Below are 24189 nucleotides of genomic sequence, written 5' to 3' on the forward strand. Positions count from 1 at the left end.
TCCCTCAGGCCGAGATTCCCGCCAGCACCGCATACATCACCACGAAGCTCACCAGGAACAGGTAGACGCCGCCGATGGCAAGGTAGCGCAACACGGTCAGCGCCTTGTTGCCGCCATACACGCGTTGCTGCATCCACAGCAGATAGACCGGGACCGCCAGCCACAGCAGGGCATACAGCCATTGGCTGGCGGCGGCGAAGGCGGGGGATGCGAGCGCGCTGCTGATGCCGGCGATGAGGAAGGTTGCCAGCAGCACCATCATCAGCCAGCAGTGGCTGTACAGCGCCACCACCAGATGTTCCAGATACCCCATCTGCCGTGGCACGTAGGCGATGCGCAGAACCAGCGCGAACACCGGCATCAGGAAGAACAGGGCACCGGGCAATGCGGTCAGGATCGCCTGCATGTACAGATCGGTCTTGCCCCCCATGCGCTGGATGTTGGCGTTGCCGTTGTGCAGGCGCTTGTTGAGCCAGTTGTTGGCGAACCGGGGCCAGCCGGCCACCACGATGGGGTTGGTGTCAGCGTCCCACGGTTTGCCGTTGACGGTGTGGTTGAAGAAGGTGCCGGGCTCGGTCGTGGCGACCTCCTTGCTGGTGCCGGTGAGCTCGGCTTTACGCTGTGCGGCTGCCGCATTCACCGCCGCTCTGGCCATGGCGAAGCCGGCGTTGCCGGTAGCAGGTGAGCTGGCCTGCTGTTGATCGATCATCGTCAGCTGTTTCGCGCGTGCGGCCTCGACCTGTTCAACGGTGATGGACTTGGCATACAGCGAATCGCCTCCGCCCATGCGGATGTCGTCGACGTGCACGAACAGTTTGCCGATGAAGAACGTAAACAGGGTGAGGATGACGAACAGCCGCAAAGGCTGCACGTATCCGACCCGGCGGCCCTTGAGGTAGTTCTGCGTGATGCGGCCGGGAACCCAGAGATCGCGCAGCGTGCGGAAGATGCGCCCGTCCAGGTGCCAGAAGGATTCGAACACTTCTTCAATGGCGTGGCCCACGTGCTTGAGCGGGTTGTGCGCCGATTGCCCGCAGCGATGGCAGTAGTGGCCCTGCAGGGCGGTGTTGCAGTTCTCGCAGTCGGCGTGAGCGCTGTCGGTCGAACTCATGGGCAAAGGGCCAGGCGTCGGATGAAGGCGCCTACGATAGCGAATTTTCAGGTTTCGTTCAGCTTTGTTTTGGAGTGCCAACGAGCGTGCGTAAGGCGATCAAAAGCATCCACGCGTGGCGTGGATCTACTGATGGATCTGGAGGAACAAGTCCCTCTGTTGAGGGGCTGCCCCAACAGGGGCGGAGAGAGGGGGACTGTCGTGTGCATCCATGCACCCGATCCCGATGCGCGTTGCGCCTCGGGACCCGCCTGCGGTGATCTGTCCGTGCATGTCGCGCATCTGGAGGAACAAGCCCCTCTGTTGAGGGGCTGCCCCCGACAGGGGCGGGGAGAGGCTGGCAAAGGGAGGGGCCCAAAGGTTGCGCAGCAACGTTTGGGGCGAAGCGCGCGCAGCGCACTTCGCGTCCCGCGCCAGATAACTGAAAAAGGCCGCCCCTGGGGGCAGCCTTTTTCAGTTATCTGGCGGAGAGAGGGGGATTGTCGTGTGCATCCATGCACCCGATCCCGATGCGCGTTGCGCCTCGGGACCCGCCTGCGGCGGTCCGGTTCTGCTCCTGCAGAACCGTCGAACCCCGGCGTGGCTTCTCACCACCCATCCCATCCGCCAGACAAACGCAAAAGGGCCACCCTGTGGGCGGCCCTTTTGCGTTTGTCTGGCGGAGAGAGGGGGATTCGAACCCCCGAAGCGCGGTTTAGACGCTTACACACTTTCCAGGCGTGCTCCTTCAACCACTCGGACACCTCTCCGGATCCCTGCCATCGGCAAACGCCTCAGCAGGGGCGCAGATTCTAGCGGGCTGCGCGACACTTCACAAGCACCCCGGTCAGGAACCTGCGAAGGACGTGCCGGAGGCGAGGGGGCTGGACAGGCATGGCACAATGGAACATCCGATGGAAAACGGTGGCCTGATGTCCTATCTCGTCCTTGCCCGCAAGTGGCGTCCGAAGCGTTTTGCCGAGCTGGTGGGCCAGGAACACGTGGTCCGTGCGCTCAGCAACGCGCTGGACAGCGGCCGGGTCCACCACGCGTTCCTGTTCACCGGCACCCGCGGCGTGGGCAAGACCACCATCGCGCGCATCTTCGCCAAGTCGCTGAACTGCGAGCAGGGCACCAGCGCAGACCCATGCGGCCAGTGCGCGGCCTGCCTGGACATCGACGCTGGCCGCTACATCGACCTGCTGGAAATCGACGCCGCGTCCAACACCGGTGTGGATGACGTGCGCGAGGTGATCGAGAACGCGCAGTACATGCCCTCGCGTGGCAAGTACAAGGTCTACCTGATCGACGAAGTGCACATGCTGTCCAAGGCGGCGTTCAACGCGCTGCTGAAGACGCTGGAAGAGCCGCCGGAGCACGTGAAGTTCCTGCTGGCCACCACCGACCCGCAGAAGCTGCCGGTCACCGTGCTCAGCCGCTGCCTGCAGTTCAACCTCAAGCGCCTGGACGAGGATCAGATCCAGGGCCAGATGACCCGCATCCTGGCGGCTGAGGAAATCGAGGCCGACGGCAGCGCCATCGTGCAGCTGGCCAAGGCCGCCGACGGCAGCCTGCGTGACGGCCTGTCGCTGCTGGACCAGGCGATCGCCTACGCCGGCGGCGCGCTGCGCGAGGACGTAGTGCGCACCATGCTGGGCACGGTCGACCGCACCCAGGTGGCAGCGATGCTCGATGCGCTGGCCGAAGGCGATGGTCCGCGCCTGTTGCAGGTAGTGGCTGCGCTGGCGGAGTTCTCGCCGGACTGGAGCGGCGTGCTGGAAGCGCTGGCCGAAGGCCTGCATCGCATCCAGGTGCAGCAGCTGGTACCGGGTGCCGCAGCGGCTGCCGAAGGCCTGGATGCGACGGTGTTCGCCGAACGCCTGCGTCCGGAAGTGGTGCAGCTCTGGTATCAGATGGCCTTGAACGGCCGTCGCGACCTGCCGCTGGCGCCTAGCCCGCGCGCGGGCTTTGAAATGGCTGTGCTGCGCATGCTGGCGTTCCGCCCGGCCGCGGCGGTCCCGCCGGTGCCGAAGTCGGTGGATGGTGCAGGCAATGCGCCGGGTGGCAATGCTGCCGGTGGTGGCAGCGGTACGGGTACCCACGAAGCGACACCGGCGGCTGCCGCCACTTCGGCAAGCCCGGCCGTAGTAGCGCAGGTGGCCGCTCCGGCGCAGGCCGCGCCGCGCGAACCTGAACCCGAACCTGAGCCGGCCCCACGACCCGAACCGGACCCGACCCCGGAGCCCGAGCCGGTTCCGGTGGAAGAGCCCGTGTCACCGCCGCCGGTGAAGGCCGAAGCAGCGGCACCGGCATCCGTTGAAGCCGAAGCGGGCGACGACCTGCCGCCGTGGGCCACCGACGAAGCCGAGGCGCGTGACGAGGCGCTGGCGGCCGAGATGGCTGGGCCGGACGCCGCCATGGTGGCGCCCTGGCATGAACCGCCAGCTCCCGTCGCGGCTCCCAGCGAGCCTGCGCCGCCCGAGCGCCCGTTCCGCACTGAAGGCATTGCCATCGCGCCGGCCGAGCCGGCCCCGGCACGTGATGCCGTGCCGCAGGAAGGTGTCAGCGATCTGGCCAGCGCCGAGGATTGGCTGGATCTGGTCGCCAACAGTGGCCTGAGCGGCCCGTCGCGGCAGTTGGCCGCCAACGCCGCCTTCATCAGTTGCCAGCACGGGACCTTGAAACTGGGTCTTTCGCCCGGATTTGAATATCTGCGCTCGGAGCGCGCGCTGGCCGCCCTGGGCGAGATGCTGGAGAAGGCCCTCGGCCAAGCGCCGAAGATCGTGGTCGAGACCGTGGAAACCGAACACGTTCCGGCCGAGACCCTGCACCAGCGTGCCGATCGCCAGCGTGGCGAGCGGCAGCAGGTGGCAGAGGCTGTTTTCATGGACGATCCGGAAGTGCAGGTGCTGATCCAACAGCACGGCGCCCGGGTTGTTTCCGATTCCATCCGTTCTTTTGACGAGTAAGACACTATGCGCGGCAACATCGCCCAACTGATGCAGCAGGCCCAGAAGATGCAGGAAAACCTGCAGAAGGCCCAGGAAGAAATCGCCAAGATCGAAGTGACCGGCAGCGCCGGTGGCGGCATGGTCAGCGTGACCCTGACCGGCGCCAAGGAATGCCGCAAGGTGCGCATCGACCCGTCGCTGGCCAGCGACCCGGAGATGCTGGAAGACCTGATCGCCGCCGCCTTCAACGATGCCTCGAACAAGATCGATGCCGAGTCGAAGTCGAAGATGGGTTCGGCCACCGCCGGCATGCAGCTGCCGCCGGGCATGAAGCTGCCGTTCTGATTTTCAGCGTGGCACCCGTGTAACCGGGTGCCACGGATCCCGTAGAGTCGAGCTTGCTCGACTGCTCCAACCTTCAGTCGAGCATGGCTCGACTCTACAAACAGCCGTCGAGCCTGCTCGACGCAATGAAAGCCTGCCGCCGTGTCCGCACCCCTGCTTGAACAATTGATCGACGCACTGCGGGTGCTGCCTGGCGTGGGCCAGAAGACGGCGCAGCGCATGGCCTACCACCTGCTCGAGCGCGAGCGCGAAGGTGGCCAGCGCCTGGCCGAAACCCTGGCGCTGGCGGTGGAGCGCATCGGCCACTGCGCGCAATGCCGCGATTTCAGCGAAACCGAGTTGTGCCCGACCTGTGCCAACAGCAGCCGCGAGCGCAGCCAGCTGTGCGTGGTCGAATCACCGGCCGACCGCCTGGCCATCGAGAACGCCACCGGCTTCCGCGGTGTCTACTTCGTGCTGCAGGGCCGGCTGTCGCCGCTCGATGGCATCGGCCCGCGCGAGCTGGGCCTGGAGCAGCTGGAGCGGCGGCTGGCCGAAGGCGAGGTGCAGGAGCTGATCATCGCCACCAGCGCCACTGTGGAGGGGGAGGCCACCGCGCATTACCTGGCGCAGCTGGCGCGCGCGCGCAAGGTGCAGCCCAGCCGCCTGGCGCAGGGCCTGCCGCTGGGCGGTGAACTGGAATACGTCGATCGTGGCACGCTGTCGCACGCGTTCGGGACGCGCAGCGAATTCCGCGATTGAGCAACGGCCGGCATGGCCGGGCGCGGGCGGCCTACAATGCGGGAGACATCCCCGCCGAGGCCGACCATGAGCAACGAAACCCTCTTCAGCAAGATCATCCGTCGCGAGATCCCGGCCACCATCGTCTACGAGGATGACGAGGTGCTGGGCTTCAAGGACATCGCACCGCAGGCGCCGGTGCACGTGCTGTTCATTCCGAAGAACGAGATCATTCCGACCCTGGATGACCTGCAGCCGTCGCAGGCGCACCTGATCGGCAAGCTGGCGCTGGCTGCCGCCGAGTACGCGCGCCGCGAGGGCTTTGCTCAGGACGGCTACCGCATCGTGATGAACTGCCGCGAGGATGCCGGGCAGACCGTGTTCCATATCCACATGCACCTGCTGGCCGGTGCGCCGCTGGGGCACTTCGGTACCCCGGGGCGTTGAAGCCCCTATCCACGCATGGCGTGGATCTACCGTATCCCGGCGTGGATGGAAAAGGCCGCCCGAGGGCGGCCTTTTCCGTCATGCCTGTGCGCTGATGATCACCACCAGCCCCAGCGACCATAGCCGCCCCAGTACGGGCCATACGGGCTCGGGCCCCACGGGCCATAGGGATAGGGCACCACGTCGACCTGACGCTGTTCCGGCCACAGGTAGATCACATCAGCCGACAGCTTCGGCAGGCGGTAGTCGTATTCGCCGATGCGGGTGTTCTGGTAGCCGTCGATCTTGCCGATGAAGGTCACGTCACGACCGGCTTCGAACACCGCCGGGTCGTAGAAGCCGGCACGGCAGGCGATGAAACGACCGTCGCTGGCATCGGACGAAGTGGTGTTCGGGCGGCCACTGCCATTGAGCGGGCGCGAGATGATCTGGAAGCAGGTCTCGCCCTGGCCGGGCTTGGTTTCGATGATGCGACCGCCCCAACGGACCGGCGTGCCGACCTGCTGGGTAGCGACTGAATCGCGAGGGGAGACCAGGCTGAACTGTCCCTGCAGCGGCTTGGGGGCCGTGGCGCAGGCCGACAGGGCCAGCGTGGCCACAGCGGTGAGAAGGAACTTGGTGTTCATGGGGAGGCTCCGGAAGTCGGGCGATGCCTGCGCAGGTCCCGCAATAATGAAGCGAGGTCGGTGCAAGTTCCAGCGTAACGCGCATCAGCGAAACGCTGGCTGAGCGCGAGCAGGGCCGGGTCAGGACGCTGCCGGTGTACGCGCTGTGCCCAGTCCTGGGCGGTTTCGTGCGGTTCACGGGCCAGGCCGAGGCGGGCGTAGCGCCGTCCGAGCCGGTGCCAGGCGCGCAGCAGAGGGTCGCGTTCGCGCTCGCCACGGGCCAGCAGCCAGGCCATCCACGCCAGCGCCAGCAGTGCGGCCACCACGAAGCCAGCGACCAGCTGCCCGGGGCCCAGATCGTCCAGCCCGAACGGCTTGAGCAGCTGTTGCTGGCGGCGCGCATCGAACGACAGCACCAGGTCGTTCCAGCCGCGGCGCAGCCAGTCGCCCAGCTGGCCCAGCTGCAGCCAACGCTGCTGCAGTGGCGTGTCCGTGCCGGCCTGCAGGCGGTCATCCAGTGTGTCCAGGATGCGTTCCGGTGCCACGGCTGCGGTCGGGTCGACCCGGACCCAGCCGCGCTGCGGCAGCCACACCTCGGCCCAGGCGTGGGCATCCATTCGCCGCACTACCCAGTAGTCGCCGATGCGGTTGCGGGTGCCGCCGGCGAAACCGGTCACCACCCGCGCCGGGACGCCGGCGTTGCGCATCAGCACCACGAAGGCCGAGCTGAAGTGTTCACAGAAGCCGGCCTTGTAGCCGAACAGGAACTCGTCGATCGGGTCGCGTCCCGCCGCAGGGGTGTCCAGCGTGTACGAGAAGTCGGTGGTGATCCACTGCAGCGCGCGGCGCACGATGGCCTCGTCATCGCTGCCAGCCTCCTGTCGCCATTGCTGCGCCAACGTGGCGGTGCGCGGGTTGAAGCCGGTTGGCAGCTGCAGCGTCGCGCGGCGCAGATAGGGCGACAGCGTGCTGTCGAAACGCAGGGGAGGGGCCGAATGCAACCGCCAGCGGCTGAGCGAGGCCAGCGGGCGTTCGCTGCTCAGGCTCATGTCCGCATCCAGCATGCTGCCTGCAGGCGCGCGGCTGGGCAGGTCCAGCGCCACCAGCTGGCGGCGGTCGGTCGGCTCGTAGTCGATCTGGTAATCCCAGCCCTGTGTACTTGCTTCAACCACCGCAGCAGGCCGCCGCGCGCTGGCGCGGTCGCGTGTCCAGCGCCGTCCATCGAAGGCTGTCAGTACAGGGCCGCGCCAGTAACGCTGCGCCGGCTCGGGTGGAGTGCCGAAGAACTGCACGCGCAGCGCGGGGCTGTCGTCGGCCATCAGGTCCAACCACTGGCCGGGCTCCATGCTGTCGGACAACCCCGGTGTACCCACGGCGCGCTCGGGAACACCCCACAGTGGTGTGGCCAGGCGCGGGAACAGCCAGAAGCAGGCCAATGCCAGCGGCAGGCCGATCGCCAACAGGCGGCCGACACCATGCAGCTGCCCGCGCAGTGGCAGGCGGCCGGCATGACCTTCATCCTGGGCCAGGCGTTGCAGCGCGATCAGTGCGCTGCCCCCGGCCAGCGCGGCCAGCGCGGTTGTCAGCGGCCCCTGGTCGAGCAGGAATGCTGCAAAGGGCGAGAACAGCGCGAAGCCGAGCAGGCTGCGGGCATCACGCAGGCTGCGCAGCTCGCTGGACTTGATCGCCAGCATCGCGGCCAGCAGTGCGCAACCGGTATCGCGCCCGGGGCGCACCATGCCCATCTGCCAGACGATGGCGCCGAGCATGCCCAGCACCAGCAGCAGGCGTACCGGCATCGGCAACACTGTCCGCCACGACAGGGCGGCGGTGATGATCGCCGCCAGCGCGATCACACCAGCCAGCAGTGGCGGCAGCTGCAGCAGCAACGGCAACAAGGCCAGCGCCGCGCTGGCCAGGGTCCAGTTGCGGGCATTGCGGTCGAGCAGGGCCGGGGTCTCAGTCATGCGGCATCAGCGCCAGCGCGCGCAGGCACAGGTGATGGTGGCTGGCGCCCTGACCGGGCCCGAACGGCGGGTGTGCAGGCAGCAGCAGGGTGTAGCGGCGGCCCTCGCGCTCTGCCACATCCACCCAGCGCGCCAATCGAGCGATGCGTGCTTCATGGCCCAACGGCGCCAACGAGCGCCAGTCGAGGATCACTTCGATGCCGACCGGCTTTTCGTACTCGCGCACCAGCAGGCTGTCGCGGCGTGCCGAGTGCTTCCAGGAAATGCTGCGCGGCGCATCGCCGGCCCGGTAGGGGCGCAGCTGATGCAGTTCCTCGCCGCTGGCATGGGCGCGGGTGTGCAGCGGATCGCTGCCGCTCTCCGGCAGTGCAGGCGCCACGGCTTCGGCCAGCGGGTAGACCAGCAGCGGCTGTTCCGGCCACACCCACGACCACGCCCGCACCAGGCCCAGCGGCTGGGTGGTGGACAGTCGGATGCGCGGCAGTTCCAGCCAGCCACGGCGTTCGCTGGGAACGTCCAGTTCCACTTCGCCACGGCCGTGCGCAGGCAGCGAGGTCCAGGCGTTGCTGTCACCCAGCTGCAGATGAAGGCCGTGCCGCGCACGCGGGTCACGCAGTGAGAGGTCCACGCGCAGACGCAATGGTTGCCCGGCCGCTACCGGCTCGGCGGAGATCGCATCGATCTGCACGCCGGACAACTGGAGATGCGCGGCAATGGCACTGGCGATTGCTGCTGCCGCGAGCAGCAGGGCCAGCAGCAGCGCCGGGTTGTTGTTGTAGTTCAGTGCGCCCAGCAGCATGGCCGCCAGCAGGGTGGCAACGAACAGGCCGAAGCGGGTGGGCAGCACATAGATGCGATGGCGGTCCAGCCGCCTCGGCAAGGCTTCGGGCCTGCGTGGCCGAGCCAGCAGCTGCATGCGTGCCCAGCGTGTGGCCACGCTCAGTCCACCGCGACGGTCTGCAGGATCGCGCGCGCCAGTGCCGGACCCGAACTGGATTCGGCTTCCGCCACCAGTCGGTGACCGGCCACCGCCACGAACAGGGTCTGCACGTCTTCGGGCACCACATGGCCGCGCCCCAGCAGCAGTGCATGTGCCTTGGCCGCGCGCAGCAGCGCCAGGCCCGCACGTGGCGACAGGCCCACGCGCACACCGGCATGCTGGCGGCTGCGGGTCAGCAGCGCCTGCACATAGTCGATCAGCGCGTCGCTGGCATGCACCTGGTTCACTGCGTCGCGCAGCGCGCGCACCTGGGTGTCATCCAGTTTCGGTACGGCACGCGCGATCAGGTCGCGGCGATCGCTGCCGCGCAGCAGCTCGCGCTCGGCCTGCGCGCTGGGGTAACCCATCGCCAGTCGCAGCAGGAAGCGGTCCAGCTGCGAATCCGGCAGCGGGAACGTGCCGGACAGATCCACCGGGTTCTGCGTAGCGATCACGAAGAAAGGATCGGGCAGGGCATGGGTCTGTCCATCCAGGGTGACCTGTTGCTCGGCCATCGCTTCCAGCAACGCGCTCTGCGTGCGCGGTGGTGCGCGGTTGATCTCGTCGGCCAGCAGTACGTGGGTGAACACCGGGCCGGGGTGGAACTGGAACTGACGGCTGCCGGCTTCATACACCGACACGCCCAGCACATCGGCGGGCAACAGATCGGAGGTGAACTGCACGCGCTGGAAGCTGAGGCCGAGGCTGCTGGCCAGCGCATGCGCCAGCGTGGTCTTGCCCAGGCCGGGCAGATCTTCGATCAGCAGGTGACCGCCGGACAGCAATGCGACGAACGCCAGCCTGACTTCCGGCACCTTGCCCAGTACCAGTGCGTTCACCTGATCCTGTGCCTCCCGCAGGGCCTGACGCAATTGATCGGTTAGCATGCTGGGGTTGGGGGACGAAGCTGGCATGATCGTCTCAGATCTGGAATCCACTCGATTATCCATAGAGCAATGCAAGGCGAACAGCGCGCACGGACGATATTTCTCTGGTTATGGACGCTGGTCACAGCGGCCAAGCTGATCGTTGCCGCGCGCTTGCCGCTGTTCGTCGACGAAGCGTTCTATTGGCAGGAAGGCCAGCATCTGGCCGCGGCCTATTCGGATCTGCCCGGGTTGACCGCCTGGCTGGCCCGCCTGGGCGTGGAGCTCGGCGGTCATCACGTGCTTGCGCTGCGCCTGCCGTTCCTGGCCATCGGTGCGCTGTTGCCGCTGCTGGTGGTGCGCACGGCCACGCGCTGGTTCGGCAATGTGGCGGGTTGGCAGGCGGGCAGCCTCACGCTGTTGATGCCGTTGTCGGCGACGCTGGGCCTGCTGGCGGTACCCGACGTGCCGATGGCGCTGGCGGCGGTGATCTGCCTGCACGCCGGTGCGCGCCTGCTGCACAACGTGGATGCCTCCTCGGCGATGAAGCTGGCGCTGGGCCTGCTGATCGGTGCGCTCAGCCACTACCGTTTCATCGGTGTCATCGGCGTCGGTTTCATCGCGCTGCTGGCATTGCCGCAGGGGCGGCGCATGCTGGCCGATCCGCGCGTGTGGGTCGCACTGGCGGTGGGCGTGCTGGCATGGCTGCCACTGCTGGCGTGGAATGCGGACAACCACGATGCCGGTCTGAAATTCCAGGTGGTCGAGCGTCATCCCTGGGCCTTTGAATGGGGCGGGCTGTGGTTCCTGGTGATCCAGCCGATGCTGGTGACGCCGATCCTGTGCATGGCGATGTGGAAGGTGGCGCTGGCAGGAACCCGGAGCGGTGGCGGTGCGCGCGTGCAGTGGCGCTATTTCGGCCTGGTGGGCGGCGTATCCACGCTGGGCATTTTCGTGCTTGGCTTCTTCACTGACGTCGAGCGGATCAGTTTCCATTGGCCGCTGCCGGGCTACCTCGCACTGCTGGTGGCGGTGCCGGTAGTGCTCAACGGCTGGCCGCGCTGGCTGCGCCGCACCGGCTGGTGGCTGGCAGGCGCGGGCATGGTGCTGGCGTTCGGCTACTACCTGATGGCATCCACGCCGGCACTGCGCGAGCAGATGGCCGGCAGCAAGTACTACCCGCGCAATTTCGCTGGCTGGCAACCACTGGCCGTAGCGGTCCATGAAGAGCTGCGGCAGATGCCGGAAGGGACGCGCGTGCTGGCCGGCAACTTCAAGGTTGGCGCCGAGCTGGGCTTCCAGCTGGGCAATGGCAACATCGAGGTGCTGCCGCATCCGCTCAATGACAAGCATGGCCGCACCGCGCAGCTGGCACAGTGGGGCCTGCTGCATGAGGGCGAGCGCACGGCGCCGATGCTGCTGGTGCTGTCACCCAGCGACCAGCGCTATCGCGAACTGCTGGAGCGCTATCACGCCATCTGCGATCAGGTGGGGCCGATGCCGGCGCCACGCGTGGTCAGCAGTGATCACGGGTTCCAGCGCTTCCTGTTGTTCCGCCTGCCGGTGCAGCGCGCGGAAGGGCCGTGCGTGACGCCGGCGATGGCGTGGCTGGATGCACCGTCCAATGGCGAGAAGGTGTCCGGCACGTTCGCGATCAAGGGCTGGGCGTTCAAGGATGGCGTCGGCCTGGCACGCGTCGAAGTGCTGGTCGATGGCCGTTCCATCGGTGACGCCCGCTATGGGCGTGTGTTCGACGTGCGCCCCGTGTGGCCGGACAGCACCGATCCGCAGCACCCGGCGGTGGGCTTCGACGCATCGCTGGATACCACCACGCTGGCGCCGGGCAGGCATTGGCTGGGCCTGCGCCTGTATGGCCGCGATGGCAGCGTGGAGCAATGGCAGGAGCAGCCGTTCGAGGTCCGTTGAGGCCTCTGCTTTTGTAGGGTCGAGCCATGCTCGACTGCTTTTTCCGGGCCGCCTGCCGTCTACAGCAGAAGCAGTCGGGCAGGGCTCGACGCTACAGTTCAGGGCACCGTGAAACCGGCCCTGCGCAGCAATCCGCATACCGCGATCAGCGGCAGGCCGACCAACGCGGTCGGGTCGCGGTTGTCGATGGCGTCGAACAGGCTGATGCCCAGGCCCTCGCATTTGAAGCTGCCGGCGCAGTCCAGTGGCTGCTCGGTGGTCACGTAGCGGGCGATCTCGTCCGGTTCCAGTGCGCGGAAGCAGACTTCGGTCAGATCGACGGCCGTGAATGATTCTCCATCGCGGCTGAGACAGGCGGCGGTGTGGAAGCGCACGGTCTGCCCGGACATCACTGCCAGCTGCGCACAGGCGGCCTCGACCGTACCGGGTTTGCCCAGCGGCTGGCCGTTCAGGTCCGCGACCTGGTCCGAGCCGATTACCCAGGCGCCCGGATGGCGGGCAGCCACCTCGGCGGCCTTGGCCGCAGCCAGGCGCGTGGCCAGAGCCCGCGGCGCTTCGCCATTCAACGGGGTTTCATCCACCTCCGGGCGCGCGCAGTCGAAGGCGAGGCCCAATCGCTGCAGCAGTTCGCGGCGGTAGCGGGAGGTGGAGGCCAGGACCAGTGACATGCGAGAATACCGGGGCAGGGCGCGGCAGTCTGGCGTGTCCGCAGCGCCAGCGGCAAGTCCTGTATGGCGGGCATTTGACAGCCGCCGCCCCGATCCTTAGTATTCAGCGGCTTATGTCCGCGAACGTGCCCGAAACGCTGGATGCCTGGCGGATGGTTGTAGCGCGAAGGCGCTTCGACGGTCAGGTGTCCCTGGCTGAATTGACCCGCCTGCAGGGGTTGGTCGCAGATACCGACGGTGAGTGCAATTACTCGCTTGAATTCGGTCGCGACGACGTCTTGCGGGTATCCTATGTGGAATTGACCATCGACACCGCGTTGCCGCTGACCTGTCAGCGCAGCATGCAGCGATTCCTGTTGCCGGTGAAGATGACCCAGAGGCTTGGCCTGATCCGCGACGAGGACGAGGAATCGTCCCTGCCGGAGGAGTACGAGGCGTTGCTGGTGCCGGAAGACGGCCAGCTGCGTCCGCTGGACCTGGTCGAGGACGAGCTGGTGCTGGCGGTGCCTGTGGTGCCGCTGTCGCCCGACGGTGAAGCAGTCGACAAGGACTGGGCGCCGAGCGAAGAAGAAACAAAGCAGGCCAACCCGTTCGCGGCGTTGGCGGCACTGAAGAAACAATAGCAGCCGGATTGTCGTCGGCGGCTGCGGCGAAAGCGAAAGTGTGCTGGGCGCTGGCGTCCTGCGCGACGATACGACGAAGCAAAACGAACCGAGTTTGGAGCAATCCCATGGCTGTGCAGAAATCCCGTGTCACCCCGTCCCGCCGCGGCATGCGTCGTGCGCATGACGCCCTGAGCGCCAAGCAGCTGTCGACCGACCCGACCACCGGCGAAGTGCACCTGCGTCACCACATCACTGCCGATGGTTTCTACCGCGGCAAGAAGGTCATCCAGACCAAGACCTCGGCCGTCGAAGAAGATTGATGTGCCGGGAAGGCCGCTGCCCCCGGGCAGCGGCCTTTGCCTTCTTTCCCGGGTGTGCCGGTGATCGGCGGCCCGCGCAACAGGAAACATGATGAGCAAGCGGATCTACTCGAGGATCGCGGGCACCGGTAGCTATTTGCCGGAAAAAGTCCTGACCAACGCCGACCTGGAAAAAATGGTCGAAACCTCGGATGAGTGGATCCAGTCGCGCACCGGCATTCGTGAGCGGCACATCGCGGCCGAAGGCGAAACCACCAGCGACCTTGGCTACAACGCCGCCCTGCGCGCGCTTGAAGCCGCAGGCATCGACGCCTCGCAGCTCGACATGATCGTGGTCGGCACGACCACCCCTGATCTCATTTTCCCGTCCACCGCGTGCCTGATCCAGGCAAAGCTCGGTGTGGCCGGGTGCCCCGCCTTCGACGTCAACGCCGCCTGCTCGGGCTTCGTGTTCGCGTTGGGCGTGGCCGACAAGTTCATCCGCTCCGGCGACTGCAGGCACGTGCTGGTGATCGGCACCGAAACGCTGACCCGCATGGTCGACTGGAACGATCGCACCACCTGCGTGCTGTTCGGCGATGGCGCCGGTGCTGTCGTGCTCAAGGCCGACGAAGACACCGGCATCCTCAGCACCCACCTGCATGCCGATGGCAGCAAGAAGGAGCTGCTGTGGAACCCGGTTGGCGTTTCGACCGGCTTCAAGGACGGCGCCAATGGCGGCGGCACCATCAACATGAAGGGCAACGACGTGTTCAAGTACGCCGTCAAGGCGCTGGACTCGGTCGTGGACGAGACTCTGGCTGCCAACGGCCTGGACAAGTCCGACCTGGATTGGCTGATTCCGCACCAGGCCAACCTGCGCATCATCGAAGCCACCGCCAAGCGCCTGGACATGTCGATGGACCAGGTCGTGGTCACCGTCGACAAGCACGGCAATACCTCGTCCGGCTCGGTGCCGCTGGCGCTGGATGCCGCCGTGCGCTCGGGCAAGGTCGAACGTGGCCAGCTGCTGCTGCTGGAAGCCTTCGGCGGCGGCTTCACGTGGGGTTCGGCTCTGCTGCGCTATTGATAGTGCAAGTTACGACAACGTGAAGCTTTGTCGTTGCGGCCCCTTTGGGGCCGTAACGCGTTTAAGGAGGACCTGTCATGGTTGAGCCCATCGTCATCGAAGGGCAACGTGCCTGGCTGAAGCAGTACGGCAAGGGAAGCCGCGCGCTGGCCCTTGGCCTGCTCAATTTTGTTGCCCGTCGTTTTCATCTGGATGCCCTGCGCCCGCCGCCGCACCGTGGCGGTGACGCCGCGCGCGAAACCGAAGCCCGTCGCCTTGCAGAACTGCAGGCGCAGGGCGTGAACGTGCCCGATGTGCTGGGCACCGGCCATGCTGCGCTGGTGATCGGCGACAACGGCAGTTCGTTCAATACCTGCCTGCGCGAAGCCGACGAGGCCGGTCGCGACCGCCTGGTGATGGCGGCCATGCTGGCCATTGCCGCAGCGCATGCGCGCGGCGCCTATTTCGGCCAGCCGTTGCCGCGCAATCTCACCTGGGATGGCGAGAAGGTCGGTTTCATCGACTTCGAGGAAGATCCGCTGGAAGTGATGGATCTGTCCGAAGCGCAGGCCCGCGACTGGCTGATGTTCGGCTATGGCGTGGCCAAGTACTACGCCGACCGCCCCGAGCACCTGCAGGCGATGATGGCCGAGGCGATGGGCGATGCGCAGGCGCCGGTGCGCGAGCACGTGCACGCGGTCACTGGCCGCCTGCGCAGCCTGGCCCGGGTCTGCATGAAGCTGGGCCGCTCGGCGCGCGCGCTGGCCCACTCCATCTTCATCGCCCATGGCGCCAGCACCGCTGGCGTGCTGATGCTGGTGGGCCTGTGCGTGGATTTCCTCGCCGACGGCGATCTGGACGTCCTGCAGCTGTTCTGCTGACTGTGCGTCCGCCGGGCCATGCCCGGCGGCGTTCCGCGGCTGGCCCACCATACGCGTGCATACGCGCACGTACAGACGACACGGCATGTTCCCCCTTATCATGGCCCGCTTCGATTGCAACAAGCGGATGACCGCGTGACCGTATCCACCCTCGCTTTTGTCTTCCCCGGCCAGGGCTCGCAGTCTGTGGGCATGGTGGCCGAGCTGGCTGAACTGCACCCGCAGGTGCGTGAAGCCTTCACCGAGGCATCCGATGGTGCCGGCGTCGACCTGTGGGCGCTGTCCCAGGGTGGCCCGGAGGAAATGCTCAACCGCACCGAATACACCCAGCCGGCCCTGCTGGCCGCAAGCATCGGCGTGTGGCGCGCCTGGAACGCCGTGGGCGGTCCGCGCCCGTCGGTGCTGGCCGGTCACAGCCTGGGCGAGTACACCGCCCTGGTTGCCGCTGGCGCGCTGAGCCTGCATGACGGTGCGCACCTGGTGCGCCTGCGCGGCCAGCTGATGCAGGAAGCCGCACCGGCCGGCGTCGGTGCCATGGCCGCCGTGCTCGGCGCCGAAGACCAGCTGGTGCTGGACGTCTGCGCCGAAGCCGCAGGCAGCCAGGTGGTGGTGCCGGCCAACTTCAATTCGCCGGGCCAGATCGTGATCGGTGGCGACGCCGACGCGGTCGACCGTGCGCTGGCGCTGCTGGCCGAGAAGGGCGTGCGCAAGGCGGTCAAGCTGGCCGTGAGCGTGCCCTCGCACACCCCGTTGATGCGCGAAGCCGCCAACCGCCTGGCCGAAGTGATGGCCGGCCTGGCCTGGCAGGCGCCGCAGCTGCCGGTGGTGCAGAACGTCGACGCCAAGGTGCATGACGGCATTGACGCGATCCGTACCGCGCTGGTCCAGCAGCTGTACCAGCCGGTGCAGTGGACCGGGTGCGTGCAGGCGCTGGCTGGCCGTGGCGTCACCCGGATCGCCGAGTGCGGCCCGGGCAAGGTGCTGACCGGTCTGGTCAAGCGTATCGACAAGGCCATCGACGGCCGTTCGCTGGCCACGCCAGGCGACTTCGAAGCCGCCCGCGAGGCATGGTCGGCCTGATCCCCCTTGTTCCTGCCGACCGTACCGGTGGCCGCTGCAAGCGGTACGGGTACGGCGGCCGTCCCAGCCTGAGGAAAACATCATGAGCAAGCCCCTGCAGGGTGAAATCGCACTGGTCACCGGCGCCAGCCGTGGCATTGGTGCCGCCATCGCCGATCTGCTGGCCGCCCAGGGCGCCACCGTCATCGGCACCGCCACCACTGAATCCGGCGCCGCCGCGATCGGTGAGCGCCTGGCCGCCCACGGTGGCCACGGCCGCGCGCTGAACGTCACCGACGCCGCCGCGCTGGACAGTGTGCTCGATGGCATTGCCAAGGAATTCGGCCCGATCTCGATCCTGGTCAACAATGCCGGCATCACCCGCGACAACCTGCTGATGCGCATGAAGGACGAGGACTGGGCGTCGATCATCGACACCAACCTGACCAGCGTGTTCCGCACCAGCAAGGCGGTGATGCGCGGCATGATGAAGGCGCGCAAGGGCCGCATCATCAACATCGCATCGGTGGTGGGCGTGACCGGCAATGCCGGCCAGGCCAACTACGCTGCCGCCAAGGCCGGCATCATCGGCTTCAGCAAGTCGCTGGCCAAGGAAATCGGTTCGCGCGGTGTCACCGTCAATGTTGTCGCACCCGGCTTCATCGACACCGACATGACCAAGGCGTTGCCGGAAGAAGCGCGTACCGCGCTGATCAACGACATCGCCCTCGAACGCCTGGGTTCGCCGGAAGACATCGCCCATGCGGTGGCCTTCCTGGCCGGCCCGGCTGCCGGTTACATCACCGGCGAAACCCTCCATGTGAACGGTGGCATGTACATGCCGTAAGCAAGGGGCGCAGGGATTGCGCCGCAAGTGGTTGATCTGCGGAGGTTTTTGCTGCGATGCAAGGCCGCGCCGGTTTCCACTACACTATCCCACGGCCATCGCCTTTGATGGCGACCACTTTTGAACCACAACTCCATCTGGAGCGAGATCCCATGAGCACCATCGAAGAACGCGTCAAGAAAATCGTCGTCGAACAGCTTGGCGTCAAGGAAGAAGAAGTCACCAACAGCGCATCGTTCGTCGATGACCTGGGCGCTGACTCGCTGGACACCGTCGAGCTGGTGATGGCCCTGGAAGAAGAATTCGAGTGCGAGATCCCGGACGAAGAAGCCGAGAAGATCAGCACCGTGCAGGCCGCCATCGACTACATCAAGGCCCACGTCAAGGCCTGATGTCAGACGGCAGTGCGCGCGCGGGCTCACGCTCGCCGCGCACCGCACCCCATGGGGCCGCTGTTGCGGCCCCGTGTGTTTGAGCATCACACCGAAGCAAACCGAGTTGCCCGTTGAAATCATCCGGGCCAGGAGAATCAGCAATGAAGCGTCGCGTCGTCGTAACCGGCCTGGGTATCGTCTCGCCGTTGGGCAATGATCTGGCCAGCAGCTGGGAAGGCATCACCCAGGGTCGTTCGGGCATCGGTCCGCTGACCAACGTTTCTGATGCCTATCTGGATCGGTTCACCACCAAGATTGCAGGTGAGGTCAAGGGATTCGACATCACCGCCGACAATGAATTGTTCGGCAAGTTCCGGGTCAGCGGCAAGGATGCCAAGAAGATGGACCCGTTCATCCATTACGGCCTCGGTGCCTCGTTCATGGCCCTGCACGACTCGGGCCTTGAGATCACCGACGCCAATGCCGAGCGCATCGGCGCCATCGTCGGCGCCGGCATCGGCGGCCTGCTGGGCATCGAAGAGCAGACCATCGAGTTCCATGAGGGCAAGAAGATCTCGCCCTTCTACGTGCCCAAGACCATCATCAACATGCTGCCGGGCCAGCTGAGCATCATCACCGGCCTGAAGGGCCCGTCGTTCTCGGCGGTGTCGGCGTGCGCGACCTCGAACCATTCGATCGGCACCGCCATGCGCATGATCCAGTACGGCGATGCCGACGTGATGGTGGTCGGTGGTGCCGAGCGTGGCTCGTCGCCGACCGCACTGGGCGGCTTCTGCGCGATGAAGGCCATGAGCACCCGCAACGACGCCCCGGAACAGGCCTCGCGCCCGTGGGACAAGGACCGTGACGGCTTCGTGCTGGGCGACGGCGCCGGCATCCTGATCCTGGAAGAGTACGAGCACGCCAAGGCACGTGGCGCGAAGATCTACTGCGAACTGGCCGGCTTCGGCGCCAGCTCCGACGCGTACCACATGACCGCACCGAGCGAGAACGGCGAAGGCGCCGCCCGCTGCATGGTCATGGCCATGAAGGACGCCGGCGTGACCCCGGAACAGGTGGGCTACCTCAACGCGCACGGCACCTCCACGCCGCTGGGCGACCTGGGCGAGACCATGGCGATGAAGACCGCCTTCGGCGACCACGCCTACAAGATGATGGTCAGCTCCACCAAGTCGATGACCGGCCACCTGCTGGGCGCTGCCGGCGGCGTGGAAGCGATCTTCTCGGTGATGGCGCTGCAGGACAATGTCATTCCGCCGACCATCAACCTGCAGCAGCCGGGCGAAGGCTGCGATCTGGACTACGTGCCCAACGAAGCGCGCCAGGCCAAGGTCGACGTGGTGATGTCCAATGGCTTTGGCTTCGGCGGCACCAACGGCACGCTGATCTTCAAGCGCGTCTGACCGGCGTTGTAGAGTCGAGCTTGCTCGACTCCGCCCTTGTGTAGAGTCGAGCCATGCTCGACTGAACGTGCAACACAGTCGAGCAAGCTCGACTCTACGCACGAGGAGGCCGCCGCAAGGCGGCTTCCGTGCATCTGAATCCCCGAACTGGCCGCCATGACCCACGCACCGCTGATCCACCCGCTGCCGCACCCGATCGATCTGCTGGCTCTGCAGCAGCACGACCCGGCACGCTTCCCGCTGCTGATGGAATCCACCGCCTCGGGCACCGCCCAGGGCCGCTGGAGCCTGCTGCTGGCGGCGCAGGGCGATAGCCTGCGGCTGGATGCCGATGGCCAGGTGCGCGACCAGCATGATGCGGTGCAGGCCGGCAGCTTCCTGCAGGTGCTGGACCGCGCCTGGCAGCACGAACGCCTGCCGCATGACGGCAGCCACAGCCTGCCGTTCCGCGGTGGTTGGGCGTTGATGCTGGACTACGAAGTGGCCAGCCAGATAGAACCGGTGCTGCCGGCGCGCGCACGCGAGGACGGCCGCCCGACCGCGCTGGCACTGCGCTGCCCGGCCGCGGTGCTGCACGACCATCACCACGAGGCCAGCTTCGTCATCGCCGAAGCCGGTGAGCAGGCGTTGCTGGATGCGCTGGTGGCACTGGCCTCGGCCGTGCTGCCCGAAGCCGGGCAGGGCTGGCAGCCGCCGCAGTCGGTGGGCGAGGATGCGCCGCAGCGCTTCACCGACGGCGTGCGCCGGGTGATCGAGTACCTGCGTGCCGGCGATGTGTTCCAGGTGAACCTGTCGCGGCGCTGGAGCGCGCAGTTCGCCGCGCCGGTCAGTCCGCAGGCGCTGTACGCGCAGCTGCGCCGTGCCAACCCGGCACCGTTCGCCGGCCTGTTCAGCGCGCACGGCCGCCATGTGGTCAGTTCCTCGCCGGAACGGCTGGTGTCGGTGCATGCCGGCCACGCGCAGACCCGCCCGATTGCCGGCACGCGTCCGCGCTTCGAGGGGGACGATGATGCCGCGCGCATCCAGGAGCTGGTCGGCCACCCCAAGGAGCGTGCCGAGCACGTGATGCTGATCGACCTGGAACGCAACGACCTGGGCCGCATCTGCCTGCCCGGCACCGTGGTGGTCGATGAGCTGATGACGGTGGAGAGCTACGCCCATGTGCACCACATCGTCAGCAATGTCAGCGGCCATCTGCGCTCGGAGATCACGCCCGGCGAGGTGATTGCCGCCACGTTCCCGGGTGGCACCATCACCGGCTGCCCCAAGGTGCGCTGCATGCAGATCATCAGCGAGCTGGAGCAGGTGCCGCGCGGTGCCTATACCGGCGCCTTCGGTTGGCTGAACCGCGATGGCGACCTGGACCTGAACATCCTGATCCGCACCGCCGAAGTGGATGGCCACGAGGTGAGCTTCCGCACCGGCGCCGGCATCGTGGTCGACTCGGACCCGGACAAGGAACTGGACGAGACCCGCGCCAAGGCCCGCGGCCTGCTGCGCGCGCTGGGCCAGCAGGGCTAGGCGTATTCCGGTGGTGGCGGGCCGCGGGCGCCCCGCCCCCGCCCCGGGGGGGCCGGGTGGGGGGGGGGGGGGGGCGGGTGGTGCCGGCCAGCGGCCGGCACTACCGGTACCAGTGGGGCCATTGTTCGGGTGGGTGTCGACCGTTGGTCGGCACGGAGTCCTCCACGGCCGTTCATCCACGCATGGCGTGGATCTACTGATGGCCGTGCCGGATAGGGCTCTTGGTGGGTGCCGACCGTTGGTCGGCACGGCGACGCCACCCCGGTCATGACCCCAATCCACCGGCACGGTATCCTGCACGACGGAATCGAGTTCAGAGGTAGTCCATGGCGGGAGCCAAGCGCGGGTGTCTGTTCGTGGTAACGCTGGTGGTGGTGCTGGCCGCCGTCGTGGCCGGCGCGGGCGCATGGTTCTTCTACCAGCAGACCCGGTTCGCCGACGCCCCGATCACCCCGTCCGCCGAGAGCGTGGTCATCGCCAGCGGCGATGGCATGAACAGCGTGCTGCGCAAGCTGCGCGACGCCGGCGTGGACGAGGGCCAGGACGCGCAGTGGCAGCTGCTGGCGCGCCAGCTCGATGCGGCCGGCAAGCTGAAGGTGGGTGAGTACGCGCTCAGCAGCGACCTGACCCCGCGTGATCTGCTGCTGCGCATGCGCGCCGGCAAGGTGCTGCAGCACCGCGTCACGATCATTGAAGGCTGGAACATCCGCCAGTTGCGTGCCGCGCTCAAGCGCGCCGAGCCGCTGCTGCACACCACCGACAACCTCGATGACGCCGCGTTGATGCAGCGCCTCGGCTTCGGTGGCCAGCATCCGGAAGGCCGCTTCCTGCCGGAGACCTACGTCTACCAGCGTGGCGACAGCGATCTGGATGTGCTCAAGCGTGCTCACGCCGCAATGCAGGACGCACTGGATGAAGCCTGGGAAAGCCGTGCGCCGGACCTGCCGATCAACACGCCCTACGAACTGCTGACGATGGCCTCGATCATCGAGAAGGAAACCGCGCTGGCCAGCGAGCGCCCGCAGATCGCCGGCGTGTTCATGCGCCGCCTGAAGATCGGCATGCGCCTGCAGACCGACCCGACCGTGATCTACGGCATCGGTGCTGCGTATGACGGCAACATCCGCCGCCGCGACCTGACCACCGATACCCCCTACAACACCTATACCCGCGCCGGCCTGACCCCGACCCCGATCGCCATGCCCAGCCGCGATGCGCTGATGGCAGCCGCGCAACCCGCAGCGGGCGACGCGCTGTACTTCGTCGCCGTGGGCGATGGCAGTGGCGCGCACGTGTTCTCGCCCAGCCTGGACCAGCACAACGCCGCAGTGGCCCGCTACCTGCAGCAGCTGCGCCAGCAACGTACCAAGGAGACCCCGGCGCAATGAGTCCCGCGCTGCTTCGCCACCCGCGTTTCGTCAGCCTGGAAGGCGGCGAGGGCGCAGGCAAGACCACCGCTATCAATGCCATCCGTGACTGCCTGCGCAGCCACGGCCACGAGGTGGTGCTGACCCGCGAGCCGGGCGGTACGCCGCTGGCCGAGCGCATCCGCGGCCTGGTGCTGAAGCCCGATGCCGAGATTGCTGCCGAACCGCTCAGCGCCGAAGCCGAGCTGCTGCTGGTGTTCGCCGCACGTGCGCAGCATGTGCGCCAAGTGATCCAGCCGGCGCTGCAGCGCGGCGCCTATGTGCTGAGCGATCGCTTCACCGATTCCAGCTACGCCTACCAGGGCGGTGGCCGTGGCCTCGACCCGCAGTGGATTGCCGATCTGGAACGACGCGCGGTGGGCCTGCTGCCGGGCCTGACCCTGCTGCTGGACGTGGACGTGGCAGTAGGCCGCGCGCGCGCCAATGGCCGCGACCTGTGGCCGGACCGCATCGAGAGCGAACAGGATGATTTCTTCCAGCGCGTGCGCGAAGTGTTCCGCAGCCGCGCGCAGCAGGACCCGCAGCGCTTCGCGCTGATCGACGCCGGCCAGGTGCAGGCGCGTGTAGCGGCCGATGTGGTCGCGCAGGTCGAGCGCTGGCTGCAGGACGGGGAGGGCGCATGAGCACATTCTCGCCGTGGCAGCAGCGCGCGTTCGACCAGACCGTGGCAGCGCTCGATGCCGACCGCCTTGGTCATGGCCTGCTGATCTGCGGCCCGGCCGGGCTGGGCAAACGCGAGGTGGCACTGGCGCTGGCCGACCACGTGCTGGCGCGCGGCGATGCCGCGCATGCCATGCGCACGCGCCAGCTGATCGCCGCCGGCACCCATCCTGACCTGCAGCTGGTCAGCTTCATTCCGAACAAGAGCGGCGACAAGCTGCGCACCGAGATCGTCATCGAGCAGGTGCGCGAGATCACCGACAAGCTGGCGCTGACCCCGCAGTACGGCGTGGCGCAGGTGGTGATCGTCGACCCGGCCGATGCGATCAACCGCTCGGCGGCCAACGCGCTGCTGAAGACGCTGGAAGAGCCGCAGCCCGGCCGCTATCTGTGGTTGATCAGCAGCGACCCGGCACGCCTGCCGCAGACCGTGCGCAGCCGCTGCCAGCGCCTGGAATTCAAACTGCCGCCGCGCGAGGAGGCCATGGCGTGGCTGCAGCAGCAGGGCCACAGCGAAGCGGCCGCGCGCGAAGCGCTGGACGCAGCGCGCGGCCATCCCGGCCAGGCCGACAACTGGCTGCGCGAAGATGGCCTGAGCCTGCGCCGCGAAGTGGGCCGCGAGCTGGAACAGCTGGCCGCCGGCAAGACCGGCGCGGTGGAGCTGGCGCAGAAGTGGTGCGGTGATGACAACGCGGCGCTGCGCCTGCGCTTCGCCGCCGACCTGGCGCTGGCCCAGGCCAGCACCGATGCCTTGACCACGCCGGAGCGATTGCACAAGCTTGCAGCCTGGTTCGATGCGGCCAACCGCACCCGCGACCTGCTGCGCACCACGGTGCGTGCAGACCTTGCCGTGGTCGAGTTGCTGCTGGCCTGGAACAAGGTGAACGAGCGGCCTGCCGCAAGGGGAAATCGATGAGTGCCAGCAACGCCCGCCAGGGCATCCTGTCCCTGGCCGTGAAGGACAAAGCCGCGCTGTACAGCGCGTACATGCCATTCGTGAAGAACGGCGGCATCTTCGTGCCCACGCCCAAGCGCTACTTCCTGGGTGACGAAGTGTTCCTGTTGCTGACCCTGCCCGATTCCAGCGAACGCCTGCCGGTGGCCGGCAAGGTGATCTGGGTGACCCCGGCCGGCGCACAGGGCAACCGCACCGCAGGCATCGGCGTGCAGCTGGCCGATGGTGTCGAAGGCGAGGGCGTGCGCCACAAGATCGAGACCCTGCTGGCCGGCCTGACCGGCTCGGACAAGCCGACCCATACGATGTGATCTCGGTAGAGCCGAGCGATGCTCGGCTGCTTGCCCCGAAACGCCCGTGACCCCGCCCCTCTGTAGAGTCGAGATCCTATGTTCGTGGTCAAGCCTGCTGGAAGCAGGCTTGACCCACCTTCAGCATGGCCGGATCGAAGTCCCGGCCGCTTTTGAAGACACCCCAGGCGATCCTGGCCAGCTTTCTGGCCAG

At 67.2% G+C, this 24189-nt stretch carries 24 protein-coding genes and 1 tRNA gene; 18 read left to right on the top strand and 7 right to left on the bottom strand.

What is annotated here, in order from left to right:
• Positions 1-4: 4 nt before the first annotated feature.
• A complete protein-coding gene (locus tag V3B64_RS12180) occupies positions 5-1111 on the bottom strand; it encodes a DUF3667 domain-containing protein (RefSeq protein WP_182267334.1) in 1107 nt (368 codons plus the stop codon).
• 656 nt (positions 1112-1767) lie between these two features.
• Positions 1768-1860: transfer RNA gene (locus V3B64_RS12185), tRNA-Ser, on the bottom strand.
• Positions 1861-2022: 162 nt separating this feature from the next.
• Here V3B64_RS12185 and dnaX point away from each other — a divergent pair.
• The 4 genes from dnaX to V3B64_RS12205 all read left to right on the top strand — a co-directional run bounded on the left by dnaX (position 2023) and on the right by V3B64_RS12205 (position 5553).
• The gene (dnaX, locus tag V3B64_RS12190; RefSeq protein WP_329914192.1) at positions 2023-4059 is read left to right on the top strand and encodes a DNA polymerase III subunit gamma/tau; all 2037 of its coding nucleotides are present in this window, start codon (positions 2023-2025) and stop codon (positions 4057-4059) included.
• A 6-nt stretch (positions 4060-4065) separates the two neighbouring features.
• Positions 4066-4386: a YbaB/EbfC family nucleoid-associated protein gene (locus V3B64_RS12195; RefSeq protein WP_004154630.1), complete on the top strand. Its 321-nt coding sequence runs from the start codon at positions 4066-4068 to the stop codon at positions 4384-4386.
• 141 nt (positions 4387-4527) lie between these two features.
• Positions 4528-5127 (top strand): recombination mediator RecR, encoded by a 600-nt coding sequence (gene recR / locus V3B64_RS12200; protein ID WP_032127775.1) that lies wholly within the window; start codon positions 4528-4530, stop codon positions 5125-5127.
• A 66-nt stretch (positions 5128-5193) separates the two neighbouring features.
• On the top strand, positions 5194-5553 hold the full coding sequence (locus tag V3B64_RS12205) for a histidine triad nucleotide-binding protein (RefSeq protein WP_014646179.1): 360 nt from the start codon (positions 5194-5196) through the stop codon (positions 5551-5553).
• A 98-nt stretch (positions 5554-5651) separates the two neighbouring features.
• On the opposite strand, the gene V3B64_RS12210 is transcribed toward V3B64_RS12205, so the two are convergent.
• From V3B64_RS12210 to V3B64_RS12225, 4 genes are read right to left on the bottom strand one after another with little or no spacing between them, the layout of a single operon-like run.
• Positions 5652-6179: a Slp family lipoprotein gene (locus tag V3B64_RS12210; RefSeq protein ID WP_032127773.1), complete on the bottom strand. Its 528-nt coding sequence runs from the start codon at positions 6177-6179 to the stop codon at positions 5652-5654.
• On the bottom strand, positions 6176-8125 hold the full coding sequence (locus V3B64_RS12215) for a DUF3488 and transglutaminase-like domain-containing protein (protein WP_149908909.1): 1950 nt from the start codon (positions 8123-8125) through the stop codon (positions 6176-6178). Before V3B64_RS12215 ends, V3B64_RS12210 begins: the two co-directional genes overlap by 4 nt.
• The gene (locus V3B64_RS12220; RefSeq protein ID WP_032127771.1) at positions 8118-9041 is read right to left on the bottom strand and encodes a DUF58 domain-containing protein; all 924 of its coding nucleotides are present in this window, start codon (positions 9039-9041) and stop codon (positions 8118-8120) included. Before V3B64_RS12220 ends, V3B64_RS12215 begins: the two co-directional genes overlap by 8 nt.
• A gap of 23 nt (positions 9042-9064) precedes the next feature.
• Positions 9065-10018: a MoxR family ATPase gene (locus tag V3B64_RS12225; protein ID WP_032127770.1), complete on the bottom strand. Its 954-nt coding sequence runs from the start codon at positions 10016-10018 to the stop codon at positions 9065-9067.
• A gap of 42 nt (positions 10019-10060) precedes the next feature.
• On the opposite strand from V3B64_RS12225, the gene V3B64_RS12230 reads away from it, so the two are divergent.
• Positions 10061-11896: a glycosyltransferase family 39 protein gene (locus V3B64_RS12230; protein WP_032127769.1), complete on the top strand. Its 1836-nt coding sequence runs from the start codon at positions 10061-10063 to the stop codon at positions 11894-11896.
• 98 nt (positions 11897-11994) lie between these two features.
• On the opposite strand, the gene V3B64_RS12235 is transcribed toward V3B64_RS12230, so the two are convergent.
• Positions 11995-12564 carry a Maf family nucleotide pyrophosphatase gene (locus V3B64_RS12235; protein ID WP_329914193.1) on the bottom strand — a complete coding sequence of 190 codons (570 nt, stop codon included), beginning with the start codon at positions 12562-12564 and terminating at the stop codon, positions 11995-11997.
• Positions 12565-12677: 113 nt separating this feature from the next.
• Here V3B64_RS12235 and V3B64_RS12240 point away from each other — a divergent pair, with 113 nt between their 5' ends.
• The 13 genes from V3B64_RS12240 to V3B64_RS12300 all read left to right on the top strand — a co-directional run bounded on the left by V3B64_RS12240 (position 12678) and on the right by V3B64_RS12300 (position 23996).
• Positions 12678-13187, top strand: a complete 510-nt coding sequence (locus V3B64_RS12240) for a YceD family protein (RefSeq protein WP_032127767.1) — start codon at positions 12678-12680, stop codon at positions 13185-13187.
• Between the two features lie 107 nt (positions 13188-13294).
• Positions 13295-13489: a 50S ribosomal protein L32 gene (rpmF, locus tag V3B64_RS12245; protein ID WP_004154640.1), complete on the top strand. Its 195-nt coding sequence runs from the start codon at positions 13295-13297 to the stop codon at positions 13487-13489.
• A 91-nt stretch (positions 13490-13580) separates the two neighbouring features.
• The gene (locus V3B64_RS12250) at positions 13581-14558 is read left to right on the top strand and encodes a beta-ketoacyl-ACP synthase III (RefSeq protein WP_032127766.1); all 978 of its coding nucleotides are present in this window, start codon (positions 13581-13583) and stop codon (positions 14556-14558) included.
• 77 nt (positions 14559-14635) lie between these two features.
• On the top strand, positions 14636-15418 hold the full coding sequence (locus tag V3B64_RS12255; protein ID WP_032127765.1) for a hypothetical protein: 783 nt from the start codon (positions 14636-14638) through the stop codon (positions 15416-15418).
• 135 nt (positions 15419-15553) lie between these two features.
• Positions 15554-16498 (top strand): ACP S-malonyltransferase, encoded by a 945-nt coding sequence (gene fabD / locus V3B64_RS12260; RefSeq protein WP_032127764.1) that lies wholly within the window; start codon positions 15554-15556, stop codon positions 16496-16498.
• An 82-nt stretch (positions 16499-16580) separates the two neighbouring features.
• A complete protein-coding gene (gene fabG / locus V3B64_RS12265; RefSeq protein ID WP_004146899.1) occupies positions 16581-17324 on the top strand; it encodes a 3-oxoacyl-ACP reductase FabG in 744 nt (247 codons plus the stop codon).
• Between the two features lie 152 nt (positions 17325-17476).
• Positions 17477-17716, top strand: a complete 240-nt coding sequence (gene acpP, locus V3B64_RS12270) for an acyl carrier protein (protein ID WP_005415509.1) — start codon at positions 17477-17479, stop codon at positions 17714-17716.
• 143 nt (positions 17717-17859) lie between these two features.
• Positions 17860-19122, top strand: a complete 1263-nt coding sequence (gene fabF, locus V3B64_RS12275) for a beta-ketoacyl-ACP synthase II (protein ID WP_049463472.1) — start codon at positions 17860-17862, stop codon at positions 19120-19122.
• 156 nt (positions 19123-19278) lie between these two features.
• The gene (locus V3B64_RS12280) at positions 19279-20643 is read left to right on the top strand and encodes an aminodeoxychorismate synthase component I (RefSeq protein ID WP_329914194.1); all 1365 of its coding nucleotides are present in this window, start codon (positions 19279-19281) and stop codon (positions 20641-20643) included.
• A gap of 326 nt (positions 20644-20969) precedes the next feature.
• Positions 20970-22031, top strand: coding sequence for an endolytic transglycosylase MltG (gene mltG / locus V3B64_RS12285; RefSeq protein WP_049400647.1), 1062 nt, complete (start codon positions 20970-20972; stop codon positions 22029-22031).
• Positions 22028-22693 carry a dTMP kinase gene (gene tmk, locus V3B64_RS12290; RefSeq protein ID WP_049400648.1) on the top strand — a complete coding sequence of 222 codons (666 nt, stop codon included), beginning with the start codon at positions 22028-22030 and terminating at the stop codon, positions 22691-22693. The genes mltG and tmk overlap by 4 nt, the downstream gene beginning before the upstream one ends.
• Entirely contained in the window at positions 22690-23646 is a 957-nt protein-coding gene (locus V3B64_RS12295) for a DNA polymerase III subunit delta' (RefSeq protein WP_182267338.1), read from the top strand. Before tmk ends, V3B64_RS12295 begins: the two co-directional genes overlap by 4 nt.
• Entirely contained in the window at positions 23643-23996 is a 354-nt protein-coding gene (locus V3B64_RS12300) for a PilZ domain-containing protein (protein WP_329914195.1), read from the top strand. The genes V3B64_RS12295 and V3B64_RS12300 overlap by 4 nt, the downstream gene beginning before the upstream one ends.
• Positions 23997-24189: the final 193 nt, after the last annotated feature.

The organism is Stenotrophomonas sp. SMYL86, assembly GCF_036320025.1.
GTDB classification, from domain to species: Bacteria; Pseudomonadota; Gammaproteobacteria; order Xanthomonadales; family Xanthomonadaceae; genus Stenotrophomonas; species Stenotrophomonas maltophilia_A.

Bases quoted from the DNA above. Each gene is read 5' to 3' on its own strand.
- V3B64_RS12240 (WP_032127767.1), top strand. From the start codon at position 12,678: ATGTCCGCGAACGTGCCCGAAACGCTGGATGCCTGGCGGATGGTTGTA.
- fabF (WP_049463472.1), top strand. From the start codon at position 17,860: ATGAAGCGTCGCGTCGTCGTAACCGGCCTGGGTATCGTCTCGCCGTTG.
- V3B64_RS12280 (WP_329914194.1), top strand. From the start codon at position 19,279: ATGACCCACGCACCGCTGATCCACCCGCTGCCGCACCCGATCGATCTG.
- V3B64_RS12235 (WP_329914193.1), bottom strand. From the start codon at position 12,564: ATGTCACTGGTCCTGGCCTCCACCTCCCGCTACCGCCGCGAACTGCTG.
- V3B64_RS12180 (WP_182267334.1), bottom strand. From the start codon at position 1,111: ATGAGTTCGACCGACAGCGCTCACGCCGACTGCGAGAACTGCAACACC.
- mltG (WP_049400647.1), top strand. From the start codon at position 20,970: ATGGCGGGAGCCAAGCGCGGGTGTCTGTTCGTGGTAACGCTGGTGGTG.
- tmk (WP_049400648.1), top strand. From the start codon at position 22,028: ATGAGTCCCGCGCTGCTTCGCCACCCGCGTTTCGTCAGCCTGGAAGGC.
- V3B64_RS12225 (WP_032127770.1), bottom strand. From the start codon at position 10,018: ATGCCAGCTTCGTCCCCCAACCCCAGCATGCTAACCGATCAATTGCGT.
- V3B64_RS12205 (WP_014646179.1), top strand. From the start codon at position 5,194: ATGAGCAACGAAACCCTCTTCAGCAAGATCATCCGTCGCGAGATCCCG.
- V3B64_RS12195 (WP_004154630.1), top strand. From the start codon at position 4,066: ATGCGCGGCAACATCGCCCAACTGATGCAGCAGGCCCAGAAGATGCAG.
- V3B64_RS12250 (WP_032127766.1), top strand. From the start codon at position 13,581: ATGAGCAAGCGGATCTACTCGAGGATCGCGGGCACCGGTAGCTATTTG.
- V3B64_RS12295 (WP_182267338.1), top strand. From the start codon at position 22,690: ATGAGCACATTCTCGCCGTGGCAGCAGCGCGCGTTCGACCAGACCGTG.
- dnaX (WP_329914192.1), top strand. From the start codon at position 2,023: ATGTCCTATCTCGTCCTTGCCCGCAAGTGGCGTCCGAAGCGTTTTGCC.
- rpmF (WP_004154640.1), top strand. From the start codon at position 13,295: ATGGCTGTGCAGAAATCCCGTGTCACCCCGTCCCGCCGCGGCATGCGT.
- V3B64_RS12210 (WP_032127773.1), bottom strand. From the start codon at position 6,179: ATGAACACCAAGTTCCTTCTCACCGCTGTGGCCACGCTGGCCCTGTCG.
- fabG (WP_004146899.1), top strand. From the start codon at position 16,581: ATGAGCAAGCCCCTGCAGGGTGAAATCGCACTGGTCACCGGCGCCAGC.
- V3B64_RS12255 (WP_032127765.1), top strand. From the start codon at position 14,636: ATGGTTGAGCCCATCGTCATCGAAGGGCAACGTGCCTGGCTGAAGCAG.
- acpP (WP_005415509.1), top strand. From the start codon at position 17,477: ATGAGCACCATCGAAGAACGCGTCAAGAAAATCGTCGTCGAACAGCTT.
- V3B64_RS12220 (WP_032127771.1), bottom strand. From the start codon at position 9,041: ATGCAGCTGCTGGCTCGGCCACGCAGGCCCGAAGCCTTGCCGAGGCGG.
- V3B64_RS12300 (WP_329914195.1), top strand. From the start codon at position 23,643: ATGAGTGCCAGCAACGCCCGCCAGGGCATCCTGTCCCTGGCCGTGAAG.
- V3B64_RS12230 (WP_032127769.1), top strand. From the start codon at position 10,061: ATGCAAGGCGAACAGCGCGCACGGACGATATTTCTCTGGTTATGGACG.
- V3B64_RS12215 (WP_149908909.1), bottom strand. From the start codon at position 8,125: ATGACTGAGACCCCGGCCCTGCTCGACCGCAATGCCCGCAACTGGACC.